This window comes from Synergistes jonesii (assembly GCF_000712295.1).
Lineage (GTDB): Bacteria > Synergistota > Synergistia > Synergistales > Synergistaceae > Synergistes > Synergistes jonesii.
The window spans coordinates 34,565-50,819 of the sequence record NZ_JMKI01000038.1 but is presented as its reverse complement, the minus strand read 5'-3'; the positions used below and the strand labels follow the sequence as shown (position 1 = coordinate 50,819).

Annotated in this window: 10 protein-coding genes and 2 riboswitches; of the genes, 4 read left to right on the top strand and 6 right to left on the bottom strand. The window is 60.1% G+C overall.

From position 1 onward, the window contains the following. The first annotated feature begins 24 nt into the window (after nucleotides 1-24). The 3 genes from EH55_RS10285 (at nucleotide 25) to EH55_RS10275 (ending at nucleotide 2,976) form a co-directional block, all read left to right on the top strand. The gene (locus tag EH55_RS10285) at nucleotides 25-720 is read left to right on the top strand and encodes an ATP-binding protein (protein WP_037977596.1); all 696 of its coding nucleotides are present in this window, start codon (nucleotides 25-27) and stop codon (nucleotides 718-720) included. 59 nt (nucleotides 721-779) lie between these two features. Next, entirely contained in the window at nucleotides 780-2,369 is a 1,590-nt protein-coding gene (gene hcp / locus EH55_RS10280) for a hydroxylamine reductase (RefSeq protein ID WP_141730552.1), read from the top strand. A gap of 208 nt (nucleotides 2,370-2,577) precedes the next feature. Beyond that, nucleotides 2,578-2,976 carry a pyridoxamine 5'-phosphate oxidase family protein gene (locus EH55_RS10275; RefSeq protein ID WP_037977521.1) on the top strand — a complete coding sequence of 133 codons (399 nt, stop codon included), beginning with the start codon at nucleotides 2,578-2,580 and terminating at the stop codon, nucleotides 2,974-2,976. A gap of 148 nt (nucleotides 2,977-3,124) precedes the next feature. Here EH55_RS10275 and EH55_RS10270 read toward each other — a convergent pair whose 3' ends face one another. From EH55_RS10270 to EH55_RS10240, 6 genes are all read right to left on the bottom strand, one after another. Next, nucleotides 3,125-4,405 (bottom strand): Synerg-CTERM sorting domain-containing protein, encoded by a 1,281-nt coding sequence (locus tag EH55_RS10270; protein ID WP_037977520.1) that lies wholly within the window; start codon nucleotides 4,403-4,405, stop codon nucleotides 3,125-3,127. A gap of 45 nt (nucleotides 4,406-4,450) precedes the next feature. Next, a complete protein-coding gene (locus EH55_RS10265) occupies nucleotides 4,451-6,436 on the bottom strand; it encodes a TonB-dependent receptor plug domain-containing protein (RefSeq protein WP_081839544.1) in 1,986 nt (661 codons plus the stop codon). A gap of 99 nt (nucleotides 6,437-6,535) precedes the next feature. Further along, nucleotides 6,536-6,720: riboswitch (cobalamin riboswitch) on the bottom strand. Between the two features lie 334 nt (nucleotides 6,721-7,054). After that, nucleotides 7,055-8,221, bottom strand: a complete 1,167-nt coding sequence (gene meaB, locus EH55_RS10260) for a methylmalonyl Co-A mutase-associated GTPase MeaB (RefSeq protein WP_037977517.1) — start codon at nucleotides 8,219-8,221, stop codon at nucleotides 7,055-7,057. Between the two features lie 2 nt (nucleotides 8,222-8,223). Then, the gene (gene scpA, locus EH55_RS10255) at nucleotides 8,224-10,422 is read right to left on the bottom strand and encodes a methylmalonyl-CoA mutase (protein WP_037977515.1); all 2,199 of its coding nucleotides are present in this window, start codon (nucleotides 10,420-10,422) and stop codon (nucleotides 8,224-8,226) included. Then, entirely contained in the window at nucleotides 10,410-12,617 is a 2,208-nt protein-coding gene (locus EH55_RS10250) for a methylmalonyl-CoA mutase family protein (protein WP_051682828.1), read from the bottom strand. The genes scpA and EH55_RS10250 overlap by 13 nt, the downstream gene beginning before the upstream one ends. Nucleotides 12,618-12,736: 119 nt before the next feature. Further along, nucleotides 12,737-12,934, bottom strand: a riboswitch (cobalamin riboswitch). Between the two features lie 38 nt (nucleotides 12,935-12,972). Further along, on the bottom strand, nucleotides 12,973-14,583 hold the full coding sequence (locus tag EH55_RS10240) for a gamma-glutamyltransferase family protein (protein WP_037977512.1): 1,611 nt from the start codon (nucleotides 14,581-14,583) through the stop codon (nucleotides 12,973-12,975). A gap of 245 nt (nucleotides 14,584-14,828) precedes the next feature. On the opposite strand from EH55_RS10240, the gene EH55_RS10235 reads away from it, so the two are divergent. Continuing rightward, nucleotides 14,829-16,211, top strand: coding sequence for a uracil-xanthine permease family protein (locus EH55_RS10235; RefSeq protein WP_037977508.1), 1,383 nt, complete (start codon nucleotides 14,829-14,831; stop codon nucleotides 16,209-16,211). Nucleotides 16,212-16,255: the final 44 nt, after the last annotated feature.

Below are 16,255 nucleotides of genomic sequence, written 5' to 3'. Positions count from 1 at the left end.
ATTTTTTTGGGGAAGTGTTTCGTCGTGAGAAGAAGGATAATCGAGATAGATGAAGAAAAATGCAACGGCTGCGGAGCCTGCGCCGAAGCGTGCCATGAGGGCGCCATAGCGATGGTGGGGGGGAAGGCGAAGCTGGTGCGCGACGACTACTGCGACGGCCTCGGCGACTGCCTGCCGCAGTGCCCGACGGGAGCCATAAGCTTCGTCGAGCGCGAAGCGAAACCCTACGACAGCGCCGCGGTGAGCGCCGCTAAAGCGGAGAAGGGGGGAATGCCCTTCGGCTGCCCGGGCGCGCGCTCCCGCGCCATAGAGCGCGAAGAAGAGGCGGAGCCTCGGGTGCGCGAAAGCGGCGTCGCCTCGCGCCTCTCCCAGTGGCCTGTGCAGATAAAGTTAGCGCCGGTGAACGCGCCGTATTTTAACGGCGCGAAGCTGCTGATCGCCGCGGACTGCACGGCGTTCGCGAGGGCGGACTTTCACGAGCGCTTCATAAAGGGGCGCGTGACGCTGATAGGCTGCCCGAAGCTGGACGGCGTCGATTATTCGGAGAAGCTGGCGGAGATCATCGCGGAGAACGATATAAAGAGCGTGACGGTCGTCAGGATGGAGGTGCCCTGTTGCGGCGGCATCGAGGCGGCCGCAAAGAAGGCGCTGCAGGCGAGCGGAAAATTTATCCCGTGGCAGGTCGTGACGCTCGGGATAAACGGCGAAATAGAGGAATAAGCGCATTCGGCGCGAAAAATCATTTTGCTTCACATATCAAAAATGAGGAGGAAATAAGGATGAACGGGAAAATGTTTTGCTTTCAGTGCGAGCAGACGGCGGGGGGCACGGGCTGCACTGTGAACGGGGTATGCGGGAAGAAATTCGATACGGCCGGGCTTCAGGATGAACTGACCGGCGCGCTTATCGGAATGTCGCTGGCGGTGGAGAAGTACGGGCCTAACGCCGATACGGACAGGCTGATGCTCGAAGGGCTCTTCACGACGGTGACGAACGTGAATTTCGACAATGGCTCGATAGCGGAGCTGACAGCCGAGGTGCGCCGCGCGACGGCCGCGCTCGCTCCCTCCTGCTCGCACGGCTGCGGCGGATGCGGCGGCGCCGAAGAGTACGACATGAAGGCGCTCTGGGACGCCGACGCGGACATCCGCTCGCTCAAATCGCTGATACTCTTCGGGCTGCGCGGCATGGCGGCCTACGCCTATCACGCGTACGTGCTCGGCTACGTCGACAGGAAGGTCAAGAATTTCTTCTACGAAGCGCTTGTTGCCGTTGCGAAAGAGGAGACTATGGATGCTCTGCTGCCGCTCGTGTTGAAGGTCGGCGAGGTCAACTTCGCCTGCATGGAGCTTTTGGACAGGGCCAACACGGAGACCTTCGGAAAGCCCGAGCCTACTCAGGTATCGTTCAAGGTGGAGAAGGGACCCTTTATCGTCATTACCGGGCACGACCTGCGCGACCTCGCTATGCTGCTCGAACAGACGAAGGATAAAGGCGTCAACGTCTACACGCACGGCGAAATGCTGCCGGCGAACGCCTATCCCGAGCTCAAAAAATATCCGCATCTTAAGGGCAACTTCGGCACCGCCTGGCAGAATCAGCAGAAGGAGTTCGACGGCATCCCGGCGCCGATCCTATTCACTACCAACTGCCTCATGCCGCCGCGTCCGTCGTACTCCGACCGCGTTTTCACGACGGAAGTCGTCTCCTTCCCCGGCCTGACGCACATCGGCGCCGAAAAGGATTTCACGCCGGTGATCCAGAAGGCGCTCGAACTCGGCGGCTACGCCGAGGACAAGGAATTCACGGGAATCAACGGAGGCAAATGCACGACGACCGGCTTCGGGCACGACGCTGTGCTCTCGGTCGCCGGCGCGGTGATCGACGCGGTCAAATCCGGCGCGGTGAAGCACTTCTTCCTCGTCGGCGGCTGCGACGGTATGAAGCCGGGACGCAACTACTACACCGAATTTGTGGAGAAGGCGCCGAAGGATACGATAATCCTTACGCTCGCCTGCGGGAAGTACCGCTTCAACGACCTCGACCTCGGCGATATCGGCGGCATCCCGAGGCTTCTCGACATGGGGCAGTGCAACGACGCCTACAGCGCGCTGCGCGTCGCGACGGCGCTCGCCGACGCGTTCAAATGCGGCGTGAACGAGCTGCCGCTGTCGCTCGTCCTCTCATGGTACGAGCAGAAAGCGGTGTGCATCCTTCTTACGCTGCTGCACTTAGGCATAAAGAACATCCTGCTCGGACCGTCGCTCCCGGCGTTCGTCTCGCCTAACGTGTTGAACTTCCTCGTCGAACATTACGGCATAGCGCCCATATCGACGCCTGAAGAGGATCTGAAAAAGCTGCTCGCTTAAGCGCGGCGAAATCGCGCGCAATATCAAGGAAGGCGCTCTCTCGGGGGCGCCCTCTTTTTCTCCCAGTCGGATCGTCGAAATATTCGCGAAGGCGCGCGTCGTCCGTCGCTTCGGGAGGAAACGCCGCGGCGGGCGCCTCTGTTTCGGCGGGCGCCGCGCCGTCGATGGTGTAAAATTGATAAAAATACTTTGTTAAGGAGCGTTGACAATGGAAGAAGTCTACAAATTTTTGAAAGAAAATCCTGTCTTTTACGTGGCGACGATGGACGGCGACCAGCCGAGGGTGCGTCCCTTCGGCGTAGTCGCGCTGTTCGAGGGTAAGCTCTATCTTCAGACGGGGAACGTCAAGCCCGTTTATAAGCAGATGACGGCTAACCCGAAAATAGAGCTCTGCACGACCTCAAAGGACGGCGCGAAGTGGCTGCGCGTCGCGGCGACGGTCGTACATGACGGCAGGGTCGAAGCGCGCCGCCATATGCTCGACGAGAACCCGGAGCTGCGGAAGCTCTACTCCGAGGAGGACGGAGTCGGCGAGGTCCTTTATCTGAAGGATGCGACGGCGACGTTCTATTCGTTCACTGCGGCGCCGAAAACGGTAAAATTCTAAAGGACGCGGAGAAAAAACAAAGCAAATGAGGCGGGCTCGTCCGAAAATTCGGAAGCCCGCCTCCTCTTTCTGAGGGGCGCCGCGGGCGCCCCATTATGGAAAGAGCTTCACACCCGCTTGTTGTGCGGATGCAAATCGTTATCGGCCTTTATTTCTTTTTGCCGCGCTTTGCGACGAGAAGAGGCAGAAGCGCGACGAGAGCGAGAACGCCCAAGCCGCCGTTGCATCCGCCGCCGCCGCCGCCGTCGCCGGAAGGCGTCACGCCGGAAGCGGTGAGCGTCGCGAACTTAGCCATCTCTCCGCCGAGCGCCGTGCTGTCGTACTCCGTGAAAGCCGAGCCGTCGTATTTGTAGACGCTGTCGCCGGCGGATACCCAGAGCAGCTTCGCCGCGCTGTCGTATTCGATGCCGAGGCTGTAGCCGGTCTTTGTGCTGAGCGTCGCTATTTTGTTCCCGATGTCGCCGCCGTCGAGCTTTTCCGCGTTCGTTTCGTAGATTACGACGTTATCCCTGCCGGATTCCGGCCAGCTGCCGTTCCAGCAGGCGGCTAAGATATATATCCTGTTTCCGTCGTGTGCGAGGCCGTAGAAATTGCTGCCCCACGAGCCGTCCTTCTCAGCGGCCTTTGAAGCGGTGATAAGCGTTTCGGAAGCCAGCGTGTCGAGGTTCACCTTCTCGATCATCGAATCGGTGTTGAAGAGCCCCGTGGTATCCTGGTTGCCGCCGATCGACGCGACGTAGAGGCTTCCTCCTATGCGGATCGTTGCGCCGACGTTGGCGCCGTCGATGTTCTTGCCCTTTAAGTCGGCGCTCGCCGCGGGCGTGAGATCTTCGGAGAACTTTATGATCTTGTGCGGCGCGTATTCGTAGTTCGGGTAATTGCCTTTGCTCGCGGCGAATATCGCGTAAACGCCGCCGTTATACGTCGCTATGCGCTCAGCGTGAGCCGTGTAGCCGGCGTCGGCCGGCGTATAGGTGTAGATCTTGGAGTCCGGCGCAAAAGCGTCCGACGTCATGTCGAAGCGGCCTACCGTCGCGTCGTCATAGCCTGCCGCGTAGAGATATTTCCCGCCGGCCTCCATGTGGTGTACGTTTTTCACGGGCGACGTCGCTTCCTTGAGAGGAGCCGACCAGTCCGTCGTCGTAGGGTCGTAGAACCAGACGGTGTCGTTGGCCGTTGCGGGGTACTGGCTTATCGCGATGCGCGATTTCCATTCCGCGTTGTTGAACGAGAAGACTCCCGAGCCGGCGGAGCCGCCGAGGTTCGTTACGACGTCCTTCGTCGGCGCCTCGCTGTCCTTGATTATGCCGAATCTGTCGGTGTTCCAGTTGGTCGACGCCGTGTAGAGGATGCCCGCCATAGCCGGCGATACCGCCAGCGCCATGCACAGCGCCAGAACCAATGCCAAAAGCCCGCGTTTCTTAAACATTTAAAACCCCTCCTGTGTTTTTTATTTCAAAGCGGCCGCGCCGCCCTAAAATTCCCACGTTAAGGTCGCGTAAAATGTACGTCCCTGAAGCGGATACCACATGGTCCTTTCCGGTCCGTTTTTGACCGAGTACATCTTCAATTCCGGCCCTTCGTCGAATATGTCGTCGACGCCGAGCGTCAGCTTCAGCCTTTCCCTTATGCGCCAGTGCAGCCCCACGCCGACGGTGAAGAGGTCGTCCATCTTGATCGAACCCGCCGTGTCGTAGTAGTTCTCTCCGATATAGCGCAGCTCGGCGAAGGCCGTCGCGGCGTCGTCCTTCAGGAACTTTCTTGAAAGGCGCAGGTAGCCCTCCCACTCCGGCCTGTTCGGCAGAGGCTGTTCCTCGCGGTAGTCCTCGGTGGCGTTCTTGGCGTCGGTCCACGTCGCCGAGAGCTTCACGTCCCATTTGTCCCACGCGGCGCGCCCCTCGAACTCTATGCCGTTAACGCGGGCCTTGCCTATGTTTATGTACTGCCCGTAGCGCGGGCTCGTCATGACGAATTCGATGAGGTCGTTCGAACGGCGTCCGAAGTAGGTCAGCGAAGCGGAGGCGTCGGCGCCCGCGAGCTTTCCCTTCCAAGATACGCCGAGGTCCCACTGGCTGCCGTCCTCCCAGCCGAGATTTTCGTTCGGTCTGACGAAGGCGCCGTCGCCGTAGAGCTCGTAGAGGTTGGGGGCCCTGTTGTAGCTGCCGCCCGAGGCCCTGATCGTCCAGCCGCGCGGCAGCTCCTTGGAGAGGGCCGCGCCGAAGGAAAATTCGCCGTCGCCGCCCCACATGTTCCAGCGTACGATGGGCGTGAAGGTCAGAGTGCCGTCTTTGCTGAGGCTTATAGTGTCCTGCAGCTGCACGTCGGCCGCCTCTCTGCGGAAATCGGAAGTCCCGCCGAAGGTCGTGACGATGTCTCCCTCCGCCCTCAGCTTTTCTTTTGAATAATCTGCTAAGAATTCGACGAGGTGGTTTTCTCCGAGCCGCCACGCGCCGTCTATCGCAAATCCATACCTGTCCGTCGCGTACTCGTTGTGCTGCTCGCCCCAGCCTCCAAGGACGTTCTCCTCGTCGTCGTACTTTTTATTCTGATGCAGATATTCGGCCTTTATCCCCCAGTCGACGGCGCCGCTTTTGAAACGGCGCGAGATCGAGAAGTCGGTCTGTTTCGTGTCGAGCTGCGCGCCCTGTGGGCTGTCGTCCCTGTCCGCGCCGGGCGCGGCGTACGGAAGGTCGCGGTCGCTGCGCTTCCAGCCGAAGCGCGCCGACCAGTCGTCGTTTTTCCATTTGAGCAGGACGTCGGAATTTTTATAGCCGTTGTTCTGGCGCTTCGCCCTGTAATCATCCTCCGGCGTGTAGGGGGTATTGTTGTCGTTCGTGTATTCGAAGTCGCCGTCCGAGCGCTCGTAATTCGCCCCGATAAAGAAAGAGCCGCCGCCGAGCGGCATAGCGTAGGAGAGGCTCGTATTGAATTTGCCGTAGGAGCCCGCGCCCAGTGAGAGGGCTCCGCCGGCCTTGTCGGGCGTCTTCGTTATGATGTTTATCACGCCGCCCATCGACGCTCCGGCGAAGCGCGCCGGGACATAGCCGCGATAGATTTCTATCCTCTCGACGTTCGCCGTGGGAATCGCCGAGAGGTCTACTGCAGATTCCCCGCCTAAATTCATCAGGACCCCGTCGACGAAGACGGAGACCTCGGCGGCGGTGCTGCCGCGCACCGACGCGACAGTGTAGGCGCCGCGCCCCTTGCTCTCGACGACGTGAAGGCCGGGAACTTCTTTCAACAGCTCCGGCAGGTTTTTGTGCTCGCCCTCCATCTCTTCGGGCCTGACCACGGAGACAGTGCCGGGGGATAAGAGAGATGCGTCTTCTTCCGCCGCCGCCGTCACCTCTTCCTCCGGCAGCTGAATCTCTTCAGCCGCGCCCTCGCCGGCGTAAGGCGGAGCCGTGCAGATAAGCGATAAGGCGATGAAAAATGAAATGACGCGCGCTTTGTGTCGCAAGAGAACGACCTCCGTGAATAAATATACGCGGGAGGATTTCGCATCGTCTCCCGCGTATCGTTCTCACGGTCAGCCGCTGCCCCGCACCTCCTGCGCGCTAAAGCCAAGTTCTCCGCAGCAGGTTTTCCGACTTACGTTCATCCTAATCGCGCGCCTTCTCGCTGTATGCAATGGCATTATGCGCTTTCGTCCCGATCACGGCGGCAGGGGCCGTTCCGGCTTTTGACCGGATTCCCATACTCCGCAGAAAATATTCAACTTTTACAGTATAAAAAATATCATTGCCCCCGTTATTTGTCAAATGGCGCGACGCCGCTGATGCAAGCCGGGGGAAGGAGCGGGACGTTTATGAAATGGAAGCGCTCCGCCGGCTGACGAAGCCGGCGGAGCGCTTAAGGAGAGACGGCTCTATCCAAGAAGGCGGGATACTGCGCTATCCCGCCAAGATAGCTTGTTCTACCGCGGCCTTCCGCGCAGGAATTGTGCTTCGGCCGCCGTTGTGCCGCAAAAATAAAAAATAATAAAACCTTATAAGCTTTTCCTCGGCCGCGGCGCGCCGGTTGTGCGGACCGACGCGCGCCGCCTTGGATTTGACAGTGTGTGTGGTTTTTCAGTCCGTTATGTTTCGCGTGCGTTTGTGAAGAGCAGCCTTTCCATTGACGCCGTCAGCGCTTTGGCCGCAGACGTCGGAGTAATTGCCCCCTCGATCACTCTCCTTTCTATCTCTTCCCTGCATTTTGTGAGCTCCGCGCAGCGGGCTATCCTGTTTTGAAGATATTCGCCGGCCATCGCGCGGACCCATTCGATTGTTTGTTCTTTGCGCCGCTTTATGAAGATTCCCGACTTCGTGACGTTCTCACGGAAATCTTCTATTACGCTCCACATCTCCGGTATACCTTCGCCGGTGATCGACGAACAGGTGTATGCCTTCGTCTTCCAGCCTTCGGTAGGCTGGCGCAGATAGTGGAGTATCTGCTCGTAATCGGCGCGCGCCATCAGGGCCTTCATTTTGTTGTCGCCGTCGGCTTTGTTGACGAGTATGCTGTCAGCCAGCTCGATTATTCCCTTTTTTATGCCCTGAAGCTCGTCGCCGGCGCCTGTGATGACGATGACGAGAAAGTAATCGACCATCTGGCGCACCATCGTTTCGCTTTGCCCGACCCCCACCGTTTCCACAAGTATCGTGTCGTAGCCGGCAGCTTCGCAGAGCAGCATCGTTTCGCGGCTTTTTCTCGTGACGCCGCCCAGCGAACCGCCGGAGGGAGAGGGTCTGATAAAAGCGTTTTTCTGCCGCGCAAGGTTCTCCATGCGCGTCTTGTCTCCGAGTATGCTGCCCCTTGTAAGCGAGCTCGAAGGGTCTACCGCGAGCACAGCGACTTTGTGCCCGTTTTTCGTCAGATACGTCCCGAACGCTTCAATGAAAGTGCTTTTCCCTGCGCCCGGTACGCCCGTCACCCCTACGCGCATCGCCCCGCCGCTGTAGGGCAGTATCCTCTGGATGATTTCCTGTCCCAATTCAAAGTGCTTCGGCGCGTTGCTCTCGATTACCGTGATCGCGCGCGAAAGCGTGACGCGGTCTCCGGCGATTATCCCGTTCGCGTAATCCTCCGCAGTGAGCGCGCTCCGCAAAGGGAGCGCCTGACCGCCGCGCTGCGCCTGTACGTTGCAGTCCGGCGAAAGCGGCACTCCCGGCATCACGGAGCAGGCGTATTCGGAACCCGCGTCCTCCGGCTGCCATTCGAGGCGCCCCGTCCGCTTAGCCGCGCTGAGGGATTCTGTCCCCATTTTTAAGCGCTGACTCTCGTCGCGAGACGCTTGTTCAGTATCGTCAGCATCTCTTTCGCGGCGACGGGGATCACCGTCCCGGGGCCGAATATCGCGGAGGCTCCGTGGTCGTAGAGGAACTGATAGTCCTGAGCCGGTATTACGCCGCCGGCCACGACCATGATGTCGCCTCTACCGCGCTTTTTAAGTTCCTCGACGAGCTGTGGCAGAAGCGTTTTGTGCCCGGCGGCGAGCGAGCTCATGCCGACGATGTGCACATCGTTGTCCACGGCGTCCTGAGCCGTTTCCTCAGGGGTCTGGAAGAGCGGACCGATGTCCACGTCGAAGCCCATGTCCGCGTAAGCCGTAGCTACGACCTTAGCTCCTCTGTCGTGTCCGTCCTGTCCCATCTTCGCTACCATGATGCGCGGACGGCGCCCTTCGCGTTCCTCGAACTCATCCGTCATCCTGCGGACTTCTTCTATTACTTCGTCCTCCGCGAATTCGCTGCTATAAACGCCAGATATGGAACGTATCACCGCTTTATGCCTTCCCGTCACCTTTTCTATCGCGTAGGAGATCTCTCCGAGGCTCGCCCTTGCGCGCGCCGCCTCGACCGCGAGCTCGAGCAGGTTGCCTTCGCCCGTTTCGACGGATTTCGTTATCGCGTCCAGCCACCTGTCGACGTCTTCCTGCTTCCTGTTCGCGCGCAGCTTCGCGAGCCGGGCTATCTGAGCCTCGCGCACCGCGCTGTTGTCTACCTCGAGTATGTCGATCGGGTCTTCCTGCTCGAGCTGCAGCGCGTTGACGCCGATTATCTTTTCGCTTCCTGAGTCGATCCTCGCTTGTCTGCGCGCCGCCGCCTCCTCGATGCGCATCTTCGGCAGTCCGGTCTCGATGGCCTTCGACATTCCGCCGAGCGATTCGACTTCCTGTATATGCGCCCAGGCGCGGCGTATCAGCTCGTCGGTCAGCGCTTCGACGTAGTAGGAGCCGCCCCACGGGTCGATGACCTTGCAGACGCTCGTTTCGTCCTGTATGTAGAGCTGGGTGTTGCGCGCTATGCGCGCCGAGAAGTCGGTGGGCAGGGCTATCGCTTCGTCGAGTGCGTTGGTGTGCAGCGACTGCGTATGCCCCAGCGCCGCGGCCATAGCTTCGATGCAGGTGCGCGCGACGTTGTTGAAGGGGTCCTGCGCTGTGAGGCTCCAGCCTGAGGTCTGCGAATGCGTGCGCAGCGCCATCGACTTGGCCTTTTTAGGGCCGAACTGCTTGACTATCTTGGCCCAGAGCATGCGCCCGGCGCGCATCTTGGCGACTTCCATGAAGTAGTTTTTGCCTATCGCCCAGAAGAAGGATAGGCGCGGCGCAAAGTCGTCGACGCCGAGCCCCGCGGCCTGTCCCGTGCGTATGTATTCAAGGCCGTCGGCGAGCGTGTAGCCGAGCTCTATGTCCGCCGTCGCTCCCGCTTCCTGCATATGGTAGCCGGAAATGCTTATGCTGTTGAACTTCGGCATGTTGCGCGACGTATACGCGAATATGTCGCCGATTATCCTCATCGAGGGCGCCGGCGGATAGATATAGGTGTTGCGCACCATGAACTCTTTAAGGATGTCGTTCTGAATCGTGCCCGAGAGGATGGATTTGTCGACTCCCTGCTCCTCCGCCGCTACGATATAGAAGGCGAGCACAGGAAGGACCGCGCCGTTCATCGTCATTGAGACCGACATCTGGCCTAAAGGAATGCCGGAGAAGAGTATTTCCATGTCGAGAATCGAATCGACCGCGACGCCCGCCTTTCCGACGTCGCCCACCACGCGCGGGTGATCCGAGTCGTAGCCTCTGTGCGTCGCAAGGTCGAAGGCTATCGAAAGCCCCTTCTGCCCGGCCGCAAGGTTGCGCCTGTAAAAGGCGTTGCTCTCCTCGGCCGTCGAGAAGCCCGCGTACTGACGCACCGTCCACGGACGCGTGACATACATCGTAGGGTACGGCCCGCGCAGGAAGGGCGGCAGCCCCGCCATGTAGCTGAGGTGGCTCATGCCCTCGTAATCCGCCTCCGTGTAAAGCGGTTCGACGTCTATCTGTTCCATCGTGCGGTGCATCAGGCTTTCGAAAGGCTTTCCCGTCTCTTCTTCCACGCTGCGCTTCCATTCTTCGAAGCTGAGCCTGTGCCTCGGCTCCATATTCAGCTTCAGCTTTGTGAGGTCAGGATTTACGAACGGCATTTTGATTCCTCCCCTCTGCAGGGCTCCGCGGCGTTTATCGCGCTCTCCTGTATCGACTTTAATATTTCGTAACAGTTGGCCCTGACGTGTATGAAATCATCGACTCCAGCCTCTACGTATGAATCTTTGAATTCCGGCGCCGGCGCTCCCGCAAGAAGGACGCGCATGCTCGGCACGGCTTTCTTTATGCCGCGCGCGACCGACGGGACGAGCTCGGGATAAGTGTCGTCGCTGGAGCATATCACGGCGACGTCGGCTCCGGATTCTATGGCCGCCTTCGCCGCCTCTTCCGGCGTCGGGAAGCCGTTGTTTTTCAGAACTTCGAAGTGCGCGACTTCCATGAAGCCTGTGCTGAAGTCGGCGCGCGCTTTATGCTGTGGGATAGGCCCCATGTTCGCGAGGAATATGCGGATGCTTTTGCCTGTGCTCTCCATGAATTCTTCGGTCCTCTTGCGCAGCGCCTCGAATTCTTCGGTCCAGCGGTGGACGCCTATCGCTTTGGCGCTTTCGCTGCCGCAGAAGCCGTCGTCGAGGGTTTTTCTCACGTCGCCGAGCGTGGCTCCCGCCATGTATGCGTCTATCACCGCGTCGACAAAGCCTTCGTCGCCGTCGTCAAGCGTCCGCATGATTTTTTTGAGGCATTCCGCCGCGTGTTTCCCGTCGGCCATCTCGCGGAACTCCGCTACGGCCTTAGACCTTTCTTCGTAGAGGGCCTCCCCTCTCGGCGAAGAAATTTCCAGGGGTTTCTCCAGCGTGTTCGGATACATATTCGTACCGACCGCGCGGTCCTTGCGGGTCGCGAGATTTTTCATGCGCTCCTTCAGAGTTTTTTCTATATCCTCCTGCACGCCGCCCGCTTTGAGCGCGCTGTACATGCCGCCGTAGCTCTCGACCTTCTGTATCACGGAGAGTATAGCGTTCGCGCACTGAGAGGTGAGGCGCTCGATGTACCACGAACCGCCGGAGGGGTCTATCGGCTGAAGCATGTCGAACTCCGTCTGGAGCATTATCTGAATGTTTCTCGCTACGCGTTGCGAAATCTCGCCTCCTGGGCGCACGGCGTCGTCGAAGCAGGTCACCTGCATCGCGTCGACTCCGCCGACCGCGCCGGAAAACGCCTGCGTCGTCGAGCGCAGGATGTTGACGTAGGGGTCGTAGACTGTCGGCGTAAAGCGCGAAGTGCGGGCGAAGATGTCGATCTTTCCGTACTTTTCCACGTCGACGCCGAACGCTTCGATTACCTGCGCCCATACCGTCCTCGCAGCGCGCAGGCGCGCTACCTCCATGAAGAAGTTCGTGCCGAGCGAGAAGCTGAATTTTATCTGCGGAATGCTCTTTTCGGGCTCTATGCCGCGGAGCTGCATCGCTCTGATGTAAGCTATAGCCGCGCTCATCGCGTAGCCCGTCTCCTGCGTCGCCGAAGCGCCGCCGTTGTGGTAAGCGTCGCCGCGAACGAGCAGCGTCTTCAGCTGAGGAGCGTTCTTCTCCGTCCATTTGGCCGCAAGGGCCATTTCGTCGTAGAGCTCGTCGATCGGCAGCGGCAGAGCGCCGTTCTCGGCAAGCTCCCCGAGCGGGTCTGCGCCGATGCAGCCGGCCGCCCTTTTAAACCTTTCTCTCTCTCCGTGCGCGCGCGAGCGCGCCGCAGTAAGCGCGAGCAGCGGGACCGCCGAGGCTCCGGCGTATATTTGCAGCGGAGTCTTCGTGAAGTCGAGTCCGTCGAGCATTTCGTCGGCGTCTTTCAGCGTCGAGAGCGAAAGCCCGCGGTAATCTCCTTTGAAGAGATCCTTATCTGGGTCGAGCCCGAGCCTCGTACATTTGTCGAGCTCAAAACTCAGCACGGTAGCGCCCTTCTTGAGCTCGTGCTTCACCGCTTCGTTGGCTTCGCGCGGCAGAACGTTCGCCGAGCCCTGAGCTATCTCCCAGGGAGACGCCATATAGCCCTCGCTCTTTGTGCCGCGCAGAAACGGCGCCTCGCCCGGCAGGCCGTCGACTCCCGGCAGCTTTTCGAGATCGTCGCGCGTGTAGATCGGCTCCAGCGTGATGCCTTCGTAGGTGCGGGTGTACATGCGTTTTTCGAAAGGCGCGCCCTTAAGGGCCGTTACCGCTTCGCCCTGCCATTCCTCCTTGCTGGGCGGCGCGAACTCTTCGAAAGAGACCGGCGGGAATCCGCTCGTCTTCACCTCTGTTTCGTTCATCCGAATGCTTCCCTTCCCTAAAAGTTGCGCGGGCATAAAAAAAGACCGCCCGCGGGCGGTCTTAACAGTTGCTGCGATCAAGTTGCTGCAAACGCACTGAGCAACCCCCGCCCGCGCAGGAATTGCCGCAACTTTGTGCAGAATGGTATCCTGGCTTGCCGTTCATCCTCCATCGCGCCTTCCCGAAAATTCCAGTGGCATAATGCGATCTCGTCGCGGCTTACAGTGGCGGGGCCGTTCAGGATTTTCACCCGATTCCCGTTTTCTGCAGCAATATTTTTATTTATGTTAATCATACGCTAAGTTGCGCCATTTCGTCAACAATTTATTTCGGCGCAAAACATTTTGCGAAATTTCAAAAAACTGCGACGTATCCGTCGGCCCTCGGCTCGGTCGCTCCGGCGAGCGCGCCGCCCTCGCTGCGGATTATCGCCTGACCGCGGCCGTACGACGTACCGTCGGCGTCGACCCTGACCTCGTGCCCCATATCGGCAAGCTCCTTGAGTATATGGTTGGGCACGCCCTGTTCGAGCGCGACTTTTTTCCCCGAGAGCCACTGGAAGCGCGGAGCGTCGAGGGCTTCCTGGGGGTTCAGCGCGAAGTCCGTCATGTTAGCGATCAGCTGCACGTGTCCCTGCGGCTGCATGAACGCCCCCATCACACCGAAGGGGCCGACGGCGCGGCCACCCTTTGTTATGAAGCCTGGGATTATCGTGTGATAGGGCTTTTTGCGCGGCGCGATGCAGTTCGGGTGCTCGGCGTCTAAAGAAAAATTATTCCCGCGACCGTGCAGCGCGATGCCGGTACCGGGGACGCAGAGCCCCGAGCCGAAGCCGATGTAGTTGCTTTGAATCATGGAGACCATATTGCCCTCTCCATCCGCCGTCGCGAGGTAGACCGTGCCGCCGGACGCGCCGCCTTTGGATGTGAAGAGCCCGGCTCTCTTCTCGTCGACGCGCGCCGCCTGACGCGCAGCGAATTCCTCTGAGAGCATCTCCGATACTTTTTTGCGCATGAAGCTGCTGTCCGCGACCTCGGCGAGAGATTCCGCGAAGGCGAGCTTGAGCGCCTCTATCTGCAGATGATAGCTCCGCGTGCAGTCGCGCTCTCCGAGCCGCAGCCTTTTCAAAACGTTCAGCGCCATAAGCGCCGTGATCCCCTGCCCGTTTGGCGGCATCTCCCAGACGTCGCAGCCGTTGTAATTCACCGATATCGGTTCGACCCATTCCGGCGCGTAGGCGGCGAGGTCGTCGGCGCGGAGGGCGCCGCCGCTCTCCCGTGAAAATTTGTCTATCCTCTCGGCGAGCTCTCCGCGGTAAAACGCTTCGGCGTCCGTCGCGGCTATTTTTTCGAGCGTCCGCGCCTGATCGCGGCAGCGCCATATCTCTCCGGCCTTCGGAGCCTCGCCGTCGTTAGTGAAGGCCTCGAATAGATGAGAAAATTTTTCCCCGCGCAGCTCTTTCTTCATAAGGGCGATGCGCCTCTTCCACAGCAGCGCCGCGGTCGGAGAGACGGGAAAACCGTTTTCCGCGCATTCTATCGCGGGCTCTATCGTCTCCGTCAGCGGCAGCCTGCCAAACTTCGCCGAGAGCGCCGCCCAGGCGGCCGGCGCGCCCGGCACCGTCACGGTATCCCATCCGTAGAGCGGCATGCTGCCGCCGTATCGCGCGCGAATCTTTTCCGCGTCGGTAAGCGCCGGCGCCCAGCCGCTCGAATTGAGCCCGTGCAGCCTGCCGCCGCTCCACACTATTGCGAAGGCGTCGCCGCCTATGCCGTTGCTTACCGGCTCCGTCACGCTGAGCGCCGCCGCGGTCGCGACCGCCGCGTCGACGGCGTTGCCTCCGCGCCTCATCGCTTCTACGCCGGCCTGAGCTGCGAGCGGCTGAGTCGTCGCGACCATCCCGCGCGAAGCGTATACGAGAGTGCGGCGCGACGGATATTTATAGCGCAGTGGATCGAATTTCATGGCAGATGACCTCCGCTGAAAAAATTTTTGACGCGCGACACCTTCTGAGCTCTGCTCTCCGCCGCGGCGCGCGCCCCTTTTTGCGTCTACGCGATAATTTTATCACGCGCCGGCTGCGCGGCAAAATGATTTTTGCACGGCGCGCGATTTGCCAGGCCGCCCTGTAGCCAAATCGCTATAAATCTCCTATAATACTTTCCGGCATAAATTTGCAACCGCTTGCAAAAATTCTTCGGAGGTGCAACATGGCAAAGAAAAAGTTGGTTTACGGCATTGACGACCGCCCGCCGCTGCCTATTATGATACTTGCCGGCGCGCAGCACGTTTTGACGCTCTTCGGAGCTACGACGCTCGTGCCCCTCGTTCTCGGCCCGGCCATGGGCATGACGACAGCGCAGATCGGCGCCTTTATCGGATGCGTTTATTTCAGCATGGGCATCGCGACGCTCTTCCAGACGCACCCAAAGATCGGCTCGGGGCTCCCGATCGTCCAGGGCTCGAGCTTCAGCTTCATCCCGCCTATCATGACGATCATCGGCGCGTATAAGGCGATGGGTCCCGACGTGGTTATGCAGTACGTCGGCGGCGCGCTGATCGCCGGAGGCGTCGTCCTTTCGCTTCTCGGCTACAGCAGGCTTATCGGACGCGTCAGAAGGATAATCACGCCGGTCGTAATAGGTCCTACGATAATGGCGATAGGCTTCTCGCTCGCGCCGACCGCCATTCAGTACAACGCGGCGAACTTCTGGCCGGTCTCGCTGCTCGTCGTGCTGCTCGTCTTCTTCTTCAGCCTTGTCAGCAAAAACAAATATTTCAACATATTCGCAATACTCAGCTCCGTCGTGATCGCGTATCTGCTCTGTCTCCTCCTCTCCCTCTCCGGAACCTTCGCGCCGGGGCACGCGGCCTACATCGACCTGCAGAGCGTCTACGACGCGCCGTGGTTCCGCTACAAGCTCTTCATGCCGTGGGGCGCCCCCAAGCTTTCGGGGTTGGCGATAGGTGCTATCGCGGCCGGCTTCTTCTGCGTGATGATCGAATCTATCGGCGACTACCACAACTGCTCCTACGCGGCCGGCATCGACGACCCTACGCCGGAGCAGATCAACCGCGGCATCGGCGTCGAGGGAGCGATGTGTGCACTCTCGGGGCTGCTCGGCTCCGTGGCTACGACCTCCTACACTGAAAACATCGGACTCATCGGCCTTACCGGCGTGGCGAGCCGCTACGTCGTGCGCGCCGGCGCCGTTATTCTGATACTGCTCTCGCTGATAGGTAAACTCGGCGCCCTCATCGCGACGATGCCGACGCCCGTTATCGGCGGCGCTTATATCACGCTCTTCGGCACGATCGGCGCGCTCGGCATACAGAACTTGATGCGCGCCGACATGGGCAGCCAGCGCAACGTGCTTATTGTCGGCTTCGCGTTCTTGATGGCGCTCGGGCTCCCCGGATGGGTCGAGCCGAACCAGGCGCTCTTCGCAGGCGCGCTCGGCACTACGTTTGGCGGCATGATCTGGGCCGTCCTCAAGACGCCAATGGCGGTGGCCGGGATATTGGCGGCGCTGTGCGACAACCTCGTTCCCGGCACGCCGGAGGAGCGCGGGATAGCGGGCGGCTCCAAATAGACGCGGCGGCCGGCGGCGCCTTTTGCCGCGCCGCTCGCCGCTGG

What these genes read in the sequence shown, in the direction of transcription:
- hcp (WP_141730552.1), top strand. Translation starts at nt 780, where the DNA reads ATGAACGGGAAAATGTTTTGCTTTCAGTGCGAGCAGACGGCGGGGGGC.
- EH55_RS10275 (WP_037977521.1), top strand. Translation starts at nt 2,578, where the DNA reads ATGGAAGAAGTCTACAAATTTTTGAAAGAAAATCCTGTCTTTTACGTG.
- EH55_RS10270 (WP_037977520.1), bottom strand. Translation starts at nt 4,405, where the DNA reads ATGTTTAAGAAACGCGGGCTTTTGGCATTGGTTCTGGCGCTGTGCATG.
- meaB (WP_037977517.1), bottom strand. Translation starts at nt 8,221, where the DNA reads ATGGGGACAGAATCCCTCAGCGCGGCTAAGCGGACGGGGCGCCTCGAA.
- scpA (WP_037977515.1), bottom strand. Translation starts at nt 10,422, where the DNA reads ATGCCGTTCGTAAATCCTGACCTCACAAAGCTGAAGCTGAATATGGAG.
- EH55_RS10250 (WP_051682828.1), bottom strand. Translation starts at nt 12,617, where the DNA reads ATGAACGAAACAGAGGTGAAGACGAGCGGATTCCCGCCGGTCTCTTTC.
- EH55_RS10240 (WP_037977512.1), bottom strand. Translation starts at nt 14,583, where the DNA reads ATGAAATTCGATCCACTGCGCTATAAATATCCGTCGCGCCGCACTCTC.
- EH55_RS10235 (WP_037977508.1), top strand. Translation starts at nt 14,829, where the DNA reads ATGGCAAAGAAAAAGTTGGTTTACGGCATTGACGACCGCCCGCCGCTG.